This is a genomic window from Micromonospora sp. CA-259024, from assembly GCF_050936255.1.
Classification (GTDB): Bacteria; Actinomycetota; Actinomycetes; order Mycobacteriales; family Micromonosporaceae; genus Micromonospora.
The window spans coordinates 182877-199378 of the sequence record NZ_JBNJND010000001.1 but is presented as its reverse complement, the minus strand read 5'-3'; the positions used below and the strand labels follow the sequence as shown (position 1 = coordinate 199378).

Sequence of the window (16502 nt, the reverse complement as noted above, 5' to 3'; positions counted from 1 at the left end):
TGCCAGGAACTCGAAAGCGGCTGGAGATCTCGCAGTACGTCGGGCGCCGTCCGCCCTACAGACCGCCGGGCAGCACCCCCTCTTCGATGTCGGCGAAGTCGTCTTCGCTCTCGGCGAGGTAGGTCTCCCAGGCGACCTTGTCCCAGATCTCCACCCGCGTGCTCGCCCCGATCACCACCAGCTCGCGGTCCAGCGCGGCGTACGCCCGCAGGTGGGCCGGGATGGTTACCCGACCCTGCTTGTCCGGAACCTCGTCGTGCGCGCTCGCGAAGAAGACCCGGCTGTAGGCCCGGGCCGCCTTGTGCGTCATCGGCTGCGCGCGCAACTGCTCCGCGATTCGCTGGAACTCAGGCGTCGGGAAGACATAGAGACAGCGCTCCTGCCCTTTGGTGACCACGACACCCCCTGCCAGCTCATCCCGGAACTTGGCCGGAAGGATCAGCCGGCCCTTTTCGTCCAGGCGCGGAGTGTGGGTGCCGAGGAACATCGGCCCTACCCCCTCGCCCTTGAGCGGCGTTCGCGGCGCCGCTGACCCCCCGGGCCGGTGAGCCCTCCCGGCCTCACCATTGGTCCCCACTCTACTCCACTTCCCTCCACCTGCAACCAGATTCGCCCGCGTGGCGCGCCCACCCCGGGGGCAAAACCGCACGTCACAAGGGGTGGAGTGGAGTGGAGGGGCACGGCGGCCCTCCGGCGTGGTCCGCTTTCCGACATAGATCGACTCCGTCCGGTGGACGCCCTCTCGGCCACCCGCGCAGTCACCACGGCCGAACGGTTCACCGTCGGCGGCGATCTGGAGGGACGGGCGGTCCGGTAACCTCGCTCGCGTGACGGACGCGAAAATGCCCCTACGGGCCAAGGTGGCCAGCTCCGTGTCACGGACCGCCGCGGCGCTCTCCCGGGCGGCCGGCCGTGGCGACGGTTCGGTGATCGGCGGGTGGATCGGCCTGAAGATCGACCCGGACCTGCTGGCCCACCTGTCGGCCGGGCGTGCGATCGCGCTCGTGTCCGGCACCAACGGCAAGACCACCACCACCCGGTTGACCTCCGCCGCGGTCGGCGTGCTCGGCCGCGTCGCCACCAACTCGTTCGGCGCCAACATGCCCAGCGGCCACACCTCGGCACTGGCCAAGGCCGGCAGCACCCCGTACGCGGTGCTGGAGGTCGACGAGCACTACCTCGCGCAGGTGCTGGAGGCGACCGAACCGCACGTCGTCGCCCTGCTCAACCTCTCCCGCGACCAGCTCGACCGCGCCAAGGAGGTCGCCATGATGGCGCAGCTCTGGCGCGCGGCACTGGTCCGGCACACCGACGTGCGGGTGGTGGCCAACGCCGACGACCCGATGGTGGTCTGGGCCGCCACCCCTCCGGCCGATCCCGCCCGGGGCATCAACCCGCCGCACGTGACCTGGTTCAGCGCCGGCCAACGCTGGCACGACGACTCCTGGGTCTGCCCCGAGTGCGGCTCCACCATCCAGCGCTCCGGCGACCAGTGGTGGTGCACCGGCTGCCCGCTGCGCCGACCGGAGCCGCAGTGGGTCGTCGAGGACGAGGGCGTGCTCGACCCCACCGGCGCCTGGCACAAGGTCTCCCTGCAACTGCCCGGCAAGGTCAACCTCGGCAACGCGGCGACCGCGCTGGCCGTGGCCGCCGAGTTCGGCGTCCGCCCGGTCGACGCGGTGTCCCGACTGGGCATCGTCACCTCGGTGGCCGGCCGCTACGCGCAGGTGAACAAGGACGGGCGCAACATCCGGCTGCTGCTGGCCAAGAACCCGGCCAGCTGGCTGGAGGCCTTCGACATGGCCGACGAGGCACCGACCCTGCTCTCCATCAACGCGCGTGACCCCGACGGGCTGGACACCTCCTGGCTCTTCGACGTCGACTTCGCGCCGCTGCGCGGCCGGCAGGTGCTGATCACCGGCGACCGGGCGTACGACCTGGCGGTCCGACTGGACGTCAACGACGTACCGTTCCAGCACGTCCGCACGTTCGACGACGCGATCCGGTCGGTCCCGCCCGGGCGGCTGGAGGTCATCGCGAACTACACCGCGTTCCAGGACATCCGAGCGGAGTTGGACCGTGTCAACTGAGAGCCTGCGCATCGTCTGGATCTACCCCGACCTGCTCTCCACGTACGGCGACCGGGGCAACGCCCTGATCCTCGCCCGGCGGGCGCGCCAGCGTGGCATGCCCGTCGAGGTGCTGGAGGTCCGCTCCGACCAGCAGCTGCCCGCGACGGCCGACATCTACCTGCTCGGCGGTGGCGAGGACGGTCCACAGGCGCTGGGCGCGCAGCGGCTGATCGCCGACGGCGGTCTGCACCGGGCGGTGGCCCAGGGGTCTGTGGTGTTCGGCGTCTGCGCCGGCTACCAGCTGCTCGGCATGTCCTTCTTCGCCAAGGGCGTGCAGTGCCGTGGCCTGGAACTGCTCGACCTGCAGTCCGACCGGGGTCCGAGCCGGGCCGTCGGCGAGCTGGCCGGTGAGATCGACCCCCGGCTGGGTCTGCCCGCGCTGACCGGCTTCGAGAACCACGGCGGCCGCACCCACCTCGGCCCGGAGGTCTCCCCGCTGGCGCGGGTCACCGCCGGGGTGGGCAACGACGGTGCCACCGAGGGCGCCTGGCGCGGCAAGCTGCTCGGCACCTATTCGCACGGCCCTGCGCTGGCCCGCAACCCGGCCCTGGCCGACCTGCTGCTGCGCTGGGCCACCGGGGCGCACCAGCTTCCGCCGCTGGACGACACCTGGTCCGACCGGCTCCGCAACGAGCGCCGCTCCGCAGTGGCCGCCGCCCGGGCATGATCCCTGCCGTCCGGCGGCTGCTCCGGCAGCCGTCGGCCGCCCGGTTCGCCCTGCTGGTGCTGCTGATCGGCGGCTGCGGGCTGCTGCTGCTCCTGGTGCCCCGGCCGGATCCGGCCCAGCTGCCGCTGCTGGCCGACCGGCTGGGCGACCTCGCGCCGGTGGCGGCGATCCTCGGCGGGGCGCTGCTGCTGGTCGCGCTGGTTCCCCGGACCTTCATCACACTCGCCGCGGGCGCCATCTTCGGCCCCCTGGAGGGTGCCGCGTACGCCCTGGGCGCCGCGCTGGCGGCCGCGGCGATCGGGTTCACGGTCGGGCGCCTGCTGGGCCGGGAGTTCGTCGCCGAACGGGTCCGTGGCCGGCTGGCCCGGCTCGACGGCTGGTTCGCCCGGCAGAGCGTGTTCGGCGTGGTCACCGTCCGGCTACTGCCGATCGCCGGCTTCGGGCTGGTCAGCTACGGCTACGGCACGACCGGTGCCCGGGTGCTGCCGTTCCTGGCCGGCAGCGTGATCGCGTCCGCGCCGACCGCCTTCGGCTACGCGGCGATCGGCGCGGCGGTCAGCTCCCCCGGCCACATCAACTGGTACGCCGCCGCCCCGGCCAGCCTCGGTCTGATCGCGAGCGTGGTGCTCATCCACCAGTGGTGGCGCGCCGAGCGGCGGCGTCGATCCATGCCGACATGAGCGACGAGGAGCCACTCACCGGCGGCTTCGTCGCCGACGTGGTCCGGGTCGGCGACACGGTACGGCGTACCCCGCCGGCCAACCTGGACTTCGTCGGCGCGCTGCTGGACCACCTGGCCGAGGTGGACGCGGACCTCGCACCCCGCCCCCTGGGCGTCGACGCGAGCGGCCGGCAGATGCTGAGCTACGTCGCGGGGCGGGTGCCGTGGCGGGACCGGGAGGACGCCGCGTTCTTCGCCGACCCGGCGCTGGTGCGGCTGGCCGAGCTGATCCGGCGGCTGCACGACGCGTGTGCGGGCACCCCGCTGGCCGGCGACGCCGAGACGGTGTGCCACCGCGACCTGTCCCCGAAGAACACCGTGTACCGGGATTCGCCCACCGGGCCGCTTCCGGTGGCGTTCCTCGACTGGGACCTGGCCGGGCCCGGCCGCCGGATCGAGGACGTGGCGTTCGCCGGCTGGCACTGGGCCGTCTTGGGCGAGGGTGCCGACCCGGCCGAGTTGGGTCGGCGCTGCCGTGTGCTCTGCGACGCCTACGAGGCCCCGGCGACCGGACCGGAGCCGGTGCTACTCGCCCGGGACGAGTTGGTGGACGTGATGCTCCACCAGATCGAGGACACCTGGCGGGGCATCGACGCGGGCGCCGACCGCGACGAGCCGGGGATGCGCCGGCTGCGCGACGGGGGCGCCGTCGAGGGGGTACGTCGTTGGCAGGACTGGCTGCTCGCCCACCGCCGCACCGTGGTCACGGTGTTGACCGCCTGAGTTGGTGTCGCCCGTCACAGTCGGCGTGTCCCGCCGGGCGGCGGATACGCCAGTGAGCGTGATGACTCAGGGGCATATTCATACCTCTGAGTCATCACGCTCGTGGCGGTGTCCGTCCCCGCAGGCGTCATGGTCCCTGTACCGAGGCCGTGACGTCAGGCGACGACGGAGACCATCCGGCCCTTCACGACGATGACCTTGCGGGGCTCCTTGCCGGCCAGGGTCGCGGCGACCGCGTCCAGGGCGGCGGCGCGGACCGACTCCTCGGAGGCGTCGGCGGGGACCTCGACGCGGCCACGGACCTTGCCGTTGACCTGCACCGGATAGGTCACCGTGTCGGCCACCAGCAGCGCCGGGTCGGCGGTCGGGAAGTCCACGTACGTCAGCGACGTGTCGTGGCCCAGCCGCCGCCACAGCTCCTCGGCCATGTGCGGGGCGAACGGCGCCACCATCAGCACCAGCGGCTCGGCCACCTCGCGGGGCGTGGCCGACAGCCCGGTCAGCCCGTTGGTCAGCTGGATCAGCTTGGCGATCGCCGTGTTGAACCGGATGCCGTCCATGTCGCCGCGGACGCCGTCGATCACCTTGTGCAGCAGCCGGCGGGTCGCCTCGTCGGCCGGATCGTCAGTGACCCGCAGCGCGCCGGTCTGCTCGTCGACGACGGCCCGCCAGACCCGCTGCAGGAACCGGTACGAGCCGACCACCGCCCGGGTCTCCCAGGGGCGGGACACCTCCAGCGGACCCATCGACATCTCGTACACCCGGAAGGTGTCCGCGCCGTACGCGGCGCACATGTCGTCGGGGGTCACCACATTCTTCAGCGACTTGCCCATCTTGCCGTACTCGCGGTTGACCAGCACGTCATCCAGGTAGTAGGCGCCGTCACGCTCGACGACCTCCTCGGCCTGTACGTAGCTGCCGCGCGAGTCGGTGTACGCGTACGCCTGGATCATGCCCTGGTTGAACAGCTTGCGGAACGGTTCGAACGACGACACGTGCCCCAGGTCGAACAGCACCTTGTGCCAGAACCGCGCGTACAGCAGGTGCAGCACGGCGTGCTCGGCGCCGCCGACGTACAGGTCGGTGCCCCCGCAGTCGCCGTCGGCGCGCGGGCCCATCCAGTAACGCTCGTTCTCCGCGTCGACGAACCGCCCGCTGTTGGTCGGGTCCAGGTAGCGCAGCTCGTACCAGCAGGAGCCGGCCCACTGCGGCATCACGTTGGTCTCCCGGGTGTAGCGCTTCGGCCCGTCACCCAGGTCCAGCTCCACCTCGACCCAGTCGCGCCGCCGTGACAGCGGAGTCTCCGGATTGCTGTTCGCGTCGTCGGCGTCGAACGTCTTCGGGGAGAAGTCGTCCACCTCCGGCAGCTCGACCGGCAGCATCTCCTCGGGCAGGGCGATGGCCGCGCCGGTCTCGTCGTAGACGATCGGGAACGGCTCACCCCAGTAGCGCTGGCGGGAGAACAGCCAGTCGCGCAGCCGGTAGGTGACCGCACCGGTGCCGTGCCCGTTCGCCTCCAGCCAGGCGATGATCGCCGCCTTGGCGTCGGCGACACCCAGACCGTTCAGGTCCAGGCCGCGCTCGGGCGCGGCGCTGTTGATCGCCGGGCCGTCCCCGGTGTACGCCTTGCCGTCGAAGCCCTCCGCCGGCTGCACGGTACGCACGATGGGCAGCTCGAAGACCTCGGCGAACGCCCAGTCCCGCTCGTCCTGGGCGGGCACCGCCATGATCGCGCCGGTGCCGTAGCCGGCCAACACGTAGTCGGCGATGAAGATCGGGATCTGGCCGCCGGTGACCGGGTTGGTGGCGTACGCGCCGATGAAGACGCCGGTCTTCTCCTTGGTGTCGGACTGCCGCTCGACGTCGGTCTTGGCCGCCGCCGCCTTGCGGTACGCCTCGACGGCCGCCCGGGGGCTGGCGTGCCCGCCGGTCCAGACGTCCCGTGCGCCCTCCGGCCAGGCCGCCGGCACCAGCGCGTCGACCAGTTCGTGCTCGGGCGCCAACACCATGTAGGTCGCGCCGAAGACGGTGTCCGGCCGGGTCGTGAACACCCGTACCGGCTCCACCGCGGTCGGGAAGTCGATGTGGGCGCCGGTGGAGCGGCCGATCCAGTTGCGCTGCTGCAGCTTGATCGGCTCGGGCCAGTCCAGGCTGTCCAGGTCGTCCAGCAGCCGGTCGCCGTACGCGGTGATCCGCATCATCCACTGCTTCAGGTTGCGCTTGAAGACCGGGAAGTTGCCCCGCTCGGAACGGCCGTCGGCGGTGACCTCCTCGTTGGCCAGCACGGTGCCCAGCCCCGGGCACCAGTTCACCGGAGCCTGCGAGACGTACGCCAGCCGGTGGTCGTCGACGATCTGGCGGCGCTCGGCGACACTCAGCTCGGCCCAGGCGCGGCCATCCGGGGTGGGTCGGTTACCGCCCTCGAACTCGGCGATCAGCTCGGCGATCGGGCGGGCGCGGCCGGCGTCGCGGTCGTACCAGGAGTTGAAGATCTGCAGGAAGATCCACTGGGTCCAGCGGTAGAAGTCGGTGTCGATGGTGGCCACCGAGCGGCGCTCGTCGTGGGCCAGCCCCAGCCGGCGCAGCTGCGCCTTGTACCGCTCGATGTTCGCCAGCGTGGTGGTCCGGGGATGGGTGCCGGTCTGCACCGCGTACTGCTCGGCGGGCAGGCCGAACGCGTCGAAGCCCATCGCGTGCAGCACGTTGCGGCCGGCCATCCGCTGGTAGCGGGCGTAGCAGTCGGTGCCGATGTAGCCCAGCGGGTGGCCGACGTGCAGGCCGGCGCCGGACGGGTACGGGAACATGTCCAGCACGTACAGCTTCTCCGCGCCGGCCCGGGGGTGGCTCGGGTCGGCCAGGGGGCCGGTCGGGTTCGGTGCGTGGAAGGTGCCCTCGCGCGCCCAGATGTCCTGCCAACGATTCTCGATCTCGTCGGCCAGGGCCGCGGTGTACCGGAACGGGGGAATGTCGCCCGCCGGTGCGGCTGCCTCACTCATCGTCTCTCCTCGCTTCGCTTCGCTTCGTCTCGGCACCACCGGGCCGGGCCGGCGGCGGGCACAAAAAAGCCCCTCGCGCAGGAGGGGCCGCCGTGCTGTCGCGCGATCAGCGCATCAGCACGGCCCGGTAAGAAGCAGGAAGACTCCGGCCATGTCCGGCAGTGTACCTCGCCGCCGGTCCGGCCCGTCGGCCCCGGGGTTGGTCGAACCCGTTCCCCCGACATGGCGAATATCGGGGCGTAACCGACGGACTACCTGCGGGGGTCGGCGATAACGACAAACATGGTTAGCCTGAGATACCAGTGAGATTCCTGCGGCAAACGAGGCTCGACGTCGCGAACCCAACGGCGGGTCCAGGTGCTCTATACAGAGCTGCCGTGATGGCGACGAGGAGGAGGCCCGTGACACAACAGACCTGGGACGAGGTGGGCGGCCTACTGCCGCACGACGAGTTCCGCGCCGCCAGCGAGGCCATCGTGGCCAACATCGAGCAGGTCATCGAGGGTAAGACCGCCACCGTGCGGCTCGCCCTGGCCGTTCTGCTCGCCGAGGGTCACCTCCTGATCGAAGACGTCCCGGGTGTCGGCAAGACCAAGCTGGCCAAGGCCCTGGCGCGGTCCATCGACTGCACCGTGCGGCGGATCCAGTTCACCCCCGACCTGCTGCCCAGCGACGTCACCGGGGTCAGCGTCTACAACCAGGAGACGCACGACTTCGAGTTCCGTCCCGGCGCCGTGTTCGCCAACCTGGTGGTCGGCGACGAAATCAACCGAGCCTCGCCCAAGACCCAGTCGGCGTTGCTGGAGTGCATGGAGGAGCGGCAGGTCACCGTCGACGGTGTGACGTACCAGCTGCAGACCCCGTTCATGGTCATCGCCACCCAGAACCCGATCGAGATGGAGGGGACCTACCCGCTGCCCGAGGCGCAGCGCGACCGGTTCACCGCCCGGATCGCGATGGGTTACCCGGACTCCAACGCCGAGCTGGCCATGCTCGACGGGCACGGCGCCACCGACCCGCTGAACGAGCTGCGCGCGGTCTCCGACGCGGCCATCGTCCGGCAGCTCATCGCCACCGTCCGGCAGGTGCACGTCGCGGACGCGGTCAAGCAGTACGCCATCGACCTGGTCACCGCCACCCGCGAGGCCCCCGACCTGCGGCTCGGCGCCTCTCCCCGGGCGACCCTGCAACTGCTGCGCACCGCCCGGGCGGTCGCCGCCCTGGAGGGCCGCGACTACGTCCTCCCCGACGACCTGCAGGCCCTGGCGGTGCCGGTGCTCGCGCACCGGATCATCCCGACCGCCGACGCCCAGCTCGCCCGACGCACCACCGACGCGATCGTCTCCGAGCTGGTGCACCGCCTGCCGCTGCCGCACGACCGGCAGCGCAACCCGTACGACACCCGGCCCGCTTCCGGCAACGGCCGCGCGCCCTACGAGCCGCGGAGGCCATGACGTGCGAGCCGGGCTGCGCGGGCTGACCACCCGCGGGCGCTCCTTCCTCGCCGCTGCGGTCGCGGCGGCGATCTCGGCCGGCATCCTCGGAGAGAAGGACCTGCTCCGGGTGGCTGTGCTGTTGGCCATCCTGCCGTTGCTGGCCGCGGCCTACGTCGGGCGCAGCCGCTACAAGCTGGCCTGCAACCGCTCGCTGGATCCGCACCGGGTCCCGGTCGGCGCAAACTCCCGGGTGGTGCTGCGCCTGCAGAACCTCTCCCGGCTGCCGACCGGCACCCTCCTCCTGGAGGACCGGCTGCCCTACGCGCTGGGCAGCCGCCCCCGGGTGGTGCTGGAGCGGCTCGGCGCACACCAGGCCAGCTCCGTGGCGTACACCGTGCGGGCCGACGTGCGGGGCCGCTACGACGTGGGTCCACTGGTGGTCCGGATGACCGACCCGTTCGGCCTCTGCGAGCTCACCCGGTCCTTCCCCAGCACCGACCACCTGACGGTCATCCCGCAGGTCACCCCGCTGCCGTCGGTCCGGCTCCCCGGGGAGTACGCGGGCAGCGGCGACAGCCGGGCCCGCTCGGTGGCGGTGCACGGCGAGGACGACGCGGCGACCCGGGAGTACCGGCGCGGCGACGACCTGCGCCGGGTGCACTGGAAGTCCACCGCGCGGACCGGCGAGCTGATGGTGCGCCGCGAGGAGCAGCCATGGGAGAGCCGGGCCACGGTCGTGCTGGACACCCGGGCGTACGGCCACCGCGGCGAGGGGCCGACGGCCAGTTTCGAGTGGGCCGTCTCCGCCGCCGCGAGCATCGCCGTCCACCTGCGCCAGGCCGGCTACAAGCTGCGCCTGGTCACCGGTTCCGGTGTGGATGTGGACGCCTCGGAGGCCGGCGGTGACGGGGCGTTGCTCGACCACCTCGCGGAGGTCCGGCTGGATCAGCGCGCCGAGGTGACCAGCCTCGTCCAACGGGTCCGGCAGCGCGCCGACGGCGGTTTGATCATCGGGCTCTTCGGCACGGTGAGCGTGGCCGAGGCCGAGCTGCTGGCCGGGCTGCGCGGCAACGGGGCCACCTGCGTCGGCTTCCTCCTGAACAGCTCCACCTGGCTCAGCCTTCCGGAGAAGGCTCGGGCCGAGGCGGAGCACGCGCACGGCTCCACCGTCCTCGCCATGCTGCAGAGCGGTTGGCGCGTGGTCGGCGTCGATCACGGCGCCCGACTCCCGGCGTTGTGGCCGCAGGCCGGCAGGGGTTCCCAGGGCTTCGCCCTGCGCGCCGCGCTGGCCGAGACGGTCGCCGGCGGCGTGCGATGAACGGAAGGTTCCCCTCATGATCGCCAGTCGGAACACCGGCATGGTGGCCGCCGCCGCCACGGTGCTGGCCGCCGCGCCGCTGTCGGCCATCTTCGAGAGCTGGACGTGGCTGATCGAGTCCGTCATCGCGGTCGCCGTGGTGGCCGGGGTGGCCGCGTTGACCCGACTCGCCCGGGCACCACTGTGGGGTCAGGTGCTGGGCATGCTGGCCGGCCTGGCGCTCGCGCTGACCTGGCTGTTCCCCAGCGGCGAGGAGTTGCTCGCCTTCCTGCCCACGCCGGGCACGCTCGCGCACTTCGCCGATCTGCTCGCCGGTTCCATGCAGGACATGCGCTCGTACGGGGTCGAGGTCCCGGACACCGACCCGCTGCTGTTCATCGCCGTGTTCGGCGTCGGCGGGGTCGCCGTGCTGGTGGACGTGCTGGCCGTGGGGCTGCGCCGGCCCGCGCTGGCGGGGCTGCCGATGCTCGCCATCTACTCCGTACCGGTCGCCGTCTACGTGGACAGCGTCCCCGCGGTGCCGTTCGTGGTCGGTGCCGCCGGTTACCTCTGGCTGCTGGTCACCGACAACGTCGACCGGGTACGCCGGTTCGGGCGCAGGTTCACCGGTGACGGCCGCGACGTCGACGTGTGGGAGGCCTCGCCGCTGGCGTCCGCCGGCCGTCGGCTCGCGGCGGTCGGGGTGGCCCTGGCGGTGGTTTTGCCGCTGGCGGTGCCCGGCATGACCGGCGGGCTGCTCGACTCCCTCAGCCGAGGGACGGGCAACGGCACCGGCAACGGCACCGGCTCGGGCGGTACGTCGGGTCGGATCGACCTGTTCGCCTCGCTCGCCGGCCAGCTCAACCAGTCCGAGGTGGCCGACCTGGTCAAGGTGACCACGTCCGAGCCGAACCCGTTCTACCTGCGCTACGCGGTCGCCGACGAACTGCGCCCGAGTGGTTTCCAGGCGCGCAACCCGACCGGCCGCCCCGCCAACCGGGACCTGCCGGACCCGACCGAACGCGCCGCCCGAGGGGTGCAGCAGACCTCCTACCGGGCGACCGTCGAGGTCACCAAGAGCCTGAGCATGTCCCTGATGCCGGTGTACGCCGAGCCGGTACGTACCGAGGACCTCAACAGCAACTGGCTCTACGACCCCAACCAGCAGGTCGTCTTCTCCAACCGGGAGAACTCCCGGGGCCGGAAGTACTCCTTCGACTACGTCCGCTCGACGTTCACTCCGGCGGCGCTGCGGGCCGCGCAACCACTGCCGGCAGACCACCCGGTACGCCGGCAGCTGACCGCCACCCCCGGGACGGTGCCCGAGGTGGAGGAGCTGGTCAAGGGGCTGGTCCAGGACAAGCGCACCGACTACGACCGGGTGCTGGCGATCTACCAGCATTTCTCGGCGGACAACGGGTTCAGCTACCGGCTCAGCACCGAGAGCGGCAGCAGCGGTCAGGACATCGTCAACTTCCTGACCAACAAGGTCGGCTACTGCCAGCAGTACGCGGCGGCGATGGCCTGGCTGGTCCGCGCGGCCGGTATCCCGGCCCGGGTGGCGTTCGGGTTCACCAACGGCAGCAATCGCGACGGTGACACGTTCACGCTGACCAACCTCAACCTGCACGCGTGGACCGAGGTCTACTTCAACGGGGCCGGCTGGGTGCCGTTCGACGCCACACCGGCGTACGGGGTGCCGGGCTCCACCCGGTCGGCCTGGGCGCCGGACACGGACGCCCCGGAGCCGTCCACCCCCGGAGCCGACGTCACGGACACCCCGGCCGGCCCCGAAGCGTCGGCTGATCCGGCCGGGCCGGACAACGCCGACCGCGACATCGACGACGGCCTTTCCCTCGGCGGGACGACGCCGGACGAGCAGCCACCGGTCTGGCCCTGGTGGGCGGCGGGCCTGTTGGCCCTGCTGATACTGCTCGCGGTGCCCGCTCTGCGCCGGCTGGCGCTGCGCCGTCGACGAGGTGGCCAGGCGGCCGGCGGCGCGGTGACCGCCGCCACCGTCGACGACGGCACCGAGTCGGGAACGCGACCGGTGGTGGTCGGCGCGGACGCCAACCGGGCCCGCGCGGACGCGCACGCCGCCTGGGCGGAACTGCTCGACACGCTGGTGGACTTCCGGGTCCCGGTCGACCCGACCGAGACGCCCCGGGCGACCGCGGACCGGCTTGTCCGGGACACCCTCGGCGACGACACGCCCGCGACCGGGTCAGCGCGGCTGCTCGGTCGGGCGGAGGAGCGGGCCCGCTACGCGCGGGATCCGCTGACCGGTGAGCCGTTGCTGCCGGCGCTACGCGCGGTCCGTGGGGCGCTCGCCGCCCGGGCGGACCGACGGACCCGACTGATCGCCGCCGTGTTGCCGCCGTCCGTGCTGCTGCGGTGGAGGACCGCCCTCGCGGACACGTCCGGCCGGGCGGTGGCGCTGACCGGGCGAGCCCGGTACCGGCTGCTGCGCTGGAACCCCCGGCGGCTGCTGGCCGACCGGGCGGCCCGCTGACCAACGCTCGTCCAGGTCCGGGGCGGCGGTCGACGGACCGCCGCCCCGCCCTGCATTAACACCTCGATCAACCTCGGCGCGGGCCGTCCCGCGCCGAGTTGACGCCCGAGCACCACGATCCGGGCAGCGGCGGGTGTCAACGGGAGACGGCGCGCGGATACGACGGAGGTCGCCGGGGGCTGTGCCCGGCGACCCGCTCGTCGCGGCGTACGGCCCGCCTCAGCGGCGGGACTGGCTCAGCGGTGCCCCTCCGGGCGCTGCCGCCACCTGTCCTCCATGCGGTCCAGGATTGACGACCGGCGACCGGATCGGCCACTGCGGGGACGGCGACGACTCGTCGTGCCGCCCACCACGTGCAGGTCGGGTGACTGCGCCCGCCGGTGCGACTGCACCGCGAACGCGGCCGACGCCAGCATGACGACGAAGCCCGCCACCGCCAGCGGTGGAGTCTTGATCACCGCGCCATAGACCAGTAGAGCCAAGCCAGCGATGATGACGCCGGCGGCGACGAGCAGGCGACGCCGCGCATGGAAGCGCGGATCGCTGGCGCGCACGGCCGAGGCGAATTTGGGGTCCTCGGCAAGCGACCGCTCGATCTGCTCGAACAGCCGCTGCTCGTGCTCCGAGAGCGGCACGGCACTCCTCCCCGGTCACGTTGGTCGGGCCCACTCGGGCCGACAGACCGTGGCAGCCAACCGGCTGCTTACCCGCAAGTCTACGAGGGGGGTCGCGCGTCGGAAAGCGGGACGACCTACGGGCGGGGTGGATTTTCGTTTCGACGGGGATCACGGTCGCCCATCAGACTGGCCGGACCTATGACGGACCGCCCGAATCGGGCAGCGGCGGCGTCCGCGGCAGCTTCCGCTTCGCGCCAGCCACGCTCGGGCGCGCCGAGGGTGAGTTGCCGGGGCGCGCCCTGCGCCGGGGTGAGCCCCTCCACCCGGACACCGACGAGCCGGACCCGCTCGCCCGGGTCCAATACGGTGTATAACGCCCAGACCGTGTCGAACATCTCCCGGGCCGTGTCGGTGGGCACGTCGAGGGTGCGGGAGCGGCTGACCGTGCGAAAGTCGGCCAACCGGACCTTGAGTGCGATGGTGCGACCGATCTGCCCGGAGCCCCGCAGCCGAACGCCGACCTTCGCGCTGAGCGCGAGCAGCGCACGGCGGATCTCCAGTGGGTCGGCCACGTCCACGTCGAAGGTCACCTCGGCCCCGATCGACTTGTCGACGTGCTCGGAGCTGACCCGACGCGGGTCCCGTCCCCAGGCCAACTCGTGCAGGTGCGTCGCCGAGGCGGCGCCGACCGCTCGGCGGAGCATGCCCACCGGCGCCTCGGCGAGGTCGCCGACGGTGGCCAGGCCGAGCCGGCGCAGCGCCTCGGCGGCCCGCTCCCCCACCCCCCACAACGCGTCCACCGGCAGCGGGTGCAGGAACTCGAGCACCTGCCCCGGTGGCACGACCAGCAGCCCGTCCGGCTTGGCCCGGGTGGAGCCCAGCTTGGCCACGAACTTGCTCGGCGCCACCCCCACCGAGCAGGTCAGCGCCTGCTCGTCGGCGACCCGGCGGCGGATCAGCCGGGCGATGGTGGCCGGGGAACCGAAGAGTCGACGAGCGCCGGTCACGTCGAGGAACGCCTCGTCGAGGGAGAGCGGCTCGACCAGCGGGGTGACGTCCCGGAAAATCTGCATGACCGCTCGGGAGGCGGCCGTGTAGGCGGTGAAATCCGGTGGCAGGTAGACCGCGTGCGGGCAGCGGGCGCGGGCCTGACTGGTCGGCATCGCGCTGCGCACGCCGTACCGGCGGGCCTCGTAGCTGGCCGAGCTGACCACCCCGCGCGGCCCGACGCCGCCGACGACCACCGGCCGGCCGCGCAGCTCGGGTCGACGGCGCACCTCGACGGCGGCGAAGAAGGCGTCCATGTCGACGTGCAGGATCGGACTGCGGGAGTCGTCGGCGTCCGGCCCGAAGCGCGGATCGTCGCCTCGGGGCAACGACTGACTGCGGCCCATCCCGGCAGGTTAACCCGGGGGTACGACACCACCAGCCGCCGGCGGGCCGGACCGTACCCCGGTCAGCCGCGCACGACCAGCAGTGGCACGGTCAGCTCGGCGGCGGTGTCCGACCCGTGGTACGCCACCAGTCGCGACGCCATCGGTCGTTCGGTACGGCTGGCCATGACCGCGTACGTGTCGTTGCAGGTCACCACCACATCGCCGATCCGTTCCAGGTGCTCCTCGGGTACCGGCCCGAACCATCCGGTGGCCACCACCTCGGCGCGGGTGCGTACCCGCCCCGCGGCACCCAGCACCTCGGACCAGGCGGCCACCACATCGTCGACCGCGCCCGGCTCGACGTGCAGGTAGCGGACCCGGGCCTCACCGGCCACCAGCCGCACACCGGCGCGCAGTCGCGCATCGGTGTCCAGGTCGAAGCGGTGCGCGGCGGGAACGTCGAGCTGACCGTGGTCGGCGGTCACCAACAGCGCCGCGTCCGGCGGCAGCCCGTCGACCAACCGGGCGAGCAGGGTGTCCACCTCGGTGGCGGCAATCCGCCAGGGCACCGAGTCGACGCCGCTGACGTGGCCGTGCCGATCCAGGTCGGCGTGGTAGCCGGAGACCAGGGTGGGCCCGGAACCGGCGGCCAGCGCGGCCAGCATGGTGGCCGCCACGGCGTCCCCACCGGCTGCGCCCCGGAAGTCACCGCCCCGGTTGGCGGCCAGGGTCAACCCGCTGCCACCGAACTCCGGCCGGCTCACCACGGTCACCGTCACGCCAGCGGCACGCGCCCGCTCCAGCTGGGTGGTCACCGGCTGCCAGCGCAGCGGCGACGGGTCGGCGGCCCAGTCGGTGTGGGTGAGCACCCGATCGGTGCCGGGCACCCGCACGGTGAAGCCGAGCACGCCGTGCGCGCCCGGCGCCACGCCGGTGCCCAGCGACACCAGACTGGTCGGCGTGGTGGACGGGAAACCGGCGATGAGCGGCTGGGCCACCGTCGCCGCGAGCCCGGCGAGGGTCGGTGCGTACGGCGCGGCGGTCGGCACCTGGTACCAACCGAGCCCGTCGACCAGCAGCACGGCGATCCGGCGGACCCCGGCCAGCGCGGGGACGAGCCCGAGGGGGTCGGCCGAGCCGGGCACGCCCAGCACAGCCAGCGCGCTGGGCAACACGTCGGCGAGGCGCCCGCCGGGGTGGTCGGGCCCGAGGACCTCCAGCGGCGCAGGCGCGCCCTCCGGCTGAGCGATCATGCCGGCCGGCGGGCGAACAGGTGCAGCTGGGCGGCCAGGTCCCGGTACGGCGGTTGGGCGGCCAGCGCACGTTCCAGCTCGACCAGGGCCGCGGACTGCCCGTCGGCGACCGCCGCCGGTAGCAGGTCGGCCAGCACGCGTACCCCGTGGATCTCCTCGACCACCAGCCCGGCGGCGCCGAGCAGCGCGGCGGCGCCGGGAGCGTCGTAACGCCGGCGAAGAGTGTCCCGCGGCCCGGCGGTGCCAGCCGGATCGGCGGCCAGCGCGGCCGCGACGTCCAGGTGCCCGTTCATCGCGCGGCCCAGCACGGCGGCGGCCCGGCCGGCCACCAGCACACTGGCCGCGCCGCCGGGACGCAGCGCGGTGGCCAGCGCGGTCACGACCGGCGTCGGGTCGTCGACCACCTCCAGCACCGCGTGGCAGAGCACCAGGTCGACGCCGGCCGGCTCGACCAGCCCCGCGAGGGCGTCGCCGTCGCCCTGCACGGCGGCGATCCGGTCGGCGACTCCCGCCTCGGCGGCCCGGCGGGTGAGCGCGGCCAGCGCGTCCGGGCTGGCGTCGACCACGGTGACCCGGTGCCCGGCACGGGCCAGCGGGACGGCGAAACCACCGGTGCCGCCGCCCACGTCCAGCACGGTGAGCTCGGCGTCGCCGCGCCGGTCCAGCTCGGCGCGGAGCACCGACCAGATGACGGCGGTGCGGGGTGTCAGCGGCGGCCCGGCGAACCGGCCTCGGGTCTGCTCCACCCGGTCGAGCCTAGTCACCCGGTCCA

13 protein-coding genes are annotated in these 16502 nt (G+C 72.9%); 7 read left to right on the top strand and 6 right to left on the bottom strand.

Annotation, left to right across the window (positions count from 1 at the left end; translation table 11 throughout):
• Nucleotides 1-55: 55 nt before the first annotated feature.
• Nucleotides 56-487 carry a division/cell wall cluster transcriptional repressor MraZ gene (mraZ, locus tag ACQEUX_RS00920; RefSeq protein ID WP_030488958.1) on the bottom strand — a complete coding sequence of 144 codons (432 nt, stop codon included), beginning with the start codon at nucleotides 485-487 and terminating at the stop codon, nucleotides 56-58.
• 355 nt (nucleotides 488-842) lie between these two features.
• Between mraZ and ACQEUX_RS00915 the strand changes: the two genes are divergently transcribed.
• From ACQEUX_RS00915 to ACQEUX_RS00900, 4 genes are read left to right on the top strand one after another with little or no spacing between them, the layout of a single operon-like run.
• Nucleotides 843-2090, top strand: a complete 1248-nt coding sequence (locus ACQEUX_RS00915) for a MurT ligase domain-containing protein (RefSeq protein ID WP_433049484.1) — start codon at nucleotides 843-845, stop codon at nucleotides 2088-2090.
• Complete coding sequence (locus tag ACQEUX_RS00910) at nucleotides 2080-2799, top strand: type 1 glutamine amidotransferase (protein WP_433039763.1); 720 nt, start codon at nucleotides 2080-2082, stop codon at nucleotides 2797-2799. The genes ACQEUX_RS00915 and ACQEUX_RS00910 overlap by 11 nt, the downstream gene beginning before the upstream one ends.
• A complete protein-coding gene (locus ACQEUX_RS00905; RefSeq protein WP_433039761.1) occupies nucleotides 2796-3479 on the top strand; it encodes a TVP38/TMEM64 family protein in 684 nt (227 codons plus the stop codon). Before ACQEUX_RS00910 ends, ACQEUX_RS00905 begins: the two co-directional genes overlap by 4 nt.
• Entirely contained in the window at nucleotides 3476-4243 is a 768-nt protein-coding gene (locus ACQEUX_RS00900; RefSeq protein WP_433039759.1) for an aminoglycoside phosphotransferase family protein, read from the top strand. The genes ACQEUX_RS00905 and ACQEUX_RS00900 overlap by 4 nt, the downstream gene beginning before the upstream one ends.
• Before the next feature lie 155 nt (nucleotides 4244-4398).
• Here the strand turns inward: ACQEUX_RS00900 and leuS are convergent, their stop codons facing one another.
• Nucleotides 4399-7239, bottom strand: coding sequence for a leucine--tRNA ligase (leuS, locus tag ACQEUX_RS00895; RefSeq protein WP_433039757.1), 2841 nt, complete (start codon nucleotides 7237-7239; stop codon nucleotides 4399-4401).
• A gap of 401 nt (nucleotides 7240-7640) precedes the next feature.
• Here leuS and ACQEUX_RS00890 point away from each other — a divergent pair, with 401 nt between their 5' ends.
• The 3 genes from ACQEUX_RS00890 to ACQEUX_RS00880 are packed head-to-tail and all read left to right on the top strand — an operon-like array spanning nucleotide 7641 to nucleotide 12484.
• Entirely contained in the window at nucleotides 7641-8693 is a 1053-nt protein-coding gene (locus ACQEUX_RS00890) for an AAA family ATPase (protein ID WP_357251025.1), read from the top strand.
• Nucleotide 8694: 1 nt separating this feature from the next.
• Nucleotides 8695-9993 (top strand): DUF58 domain-containing protein, encoded by a 1299-nt coding sequence (locus ACQEUX_RS00885; RefSeq protein ID WP_433039755.1) that lies wholly within the window; start codon nucleotides 8695-8697, stop codon nucleotides 9991-9993.
• Between the two features lie 16 nt (nucleotides 9994-10009).
• The gene (locus ACQEUX_RS00880) at nucleotides 10010-12484 is read left to right on the top strand and encodes a transglutaminase TgpA family protein (protein ID WP_433039753.1); all 2475 of its coding nucleotides are present in this window, start codon (nucleotides 10010-10012) and stop codon (nucleotides 12482-12484) included.
• A gap of 236 nt (nucleotides 12485-12720) precedes the next feature.
• On the opposite strand, the gene ACQEUX_RS00875 is transcribed toward ACQEUX_RS00880, so the two are convergent.
• The 4 genes from ACQEUX_RS00875 to ACQEUX_RS00860 form a co-directional block, all read right to left on the bottom strand.
• Nucleotides 12721-13119 (bottom strand): DUF3040 domain-containing protein, encoded by a 399-nt coding sequence (locus tag ACQEUX_RS00875; protein WP_433039751.1) that lies wholly within the window; start codon nucleotides 13117-13119, stop codon nucleotides 12721-12723.
• A gap of 116 nt (nucleotides 13120-13235) precedes the next feature.
• Complete coding sequence (locus ACQEUX_RS00870) at nucleotides 13236-14495, bottom strand: DNA polymerase IV (RefSeq protein ID WP_433039749.1); 1260 nt, start codon at nucleotides 14493-14495, stop codon at nucleotides 13236-13238.
• A gap of 62 nt (nucleotides 14496-14557) precedes the next feature.
• On the bottom strand, nucleotides 14558-15730 hold the full coding sequence (locus ACQEUX_RS00865; RefSeq protein WP_433039747.1) for an alkaline phosphatase family protein: 1173 nt from the start codon (nucleotides 15728-15730) through the stop codon (nucleotides 14558-14560).
• Nucleotides 15727-16494, bottom strand: coding sequence for a methyltransferase domain-containing protein (locus ACQEUX_RS00860; RefSeq protein WP_433039745.1), 768 nt, complete (start codon nucleotides 16492-16494; stop codon nucleotides 15727-15729). The genes ACQEUX_RS00865 and ACQEUX_RS00860 overlap by 4 nt, the downstream gene beginning before the upstream one ends.
• Between the last annotated feature and the right edge of the window lie 8 nt (nucleotides 16495-16502).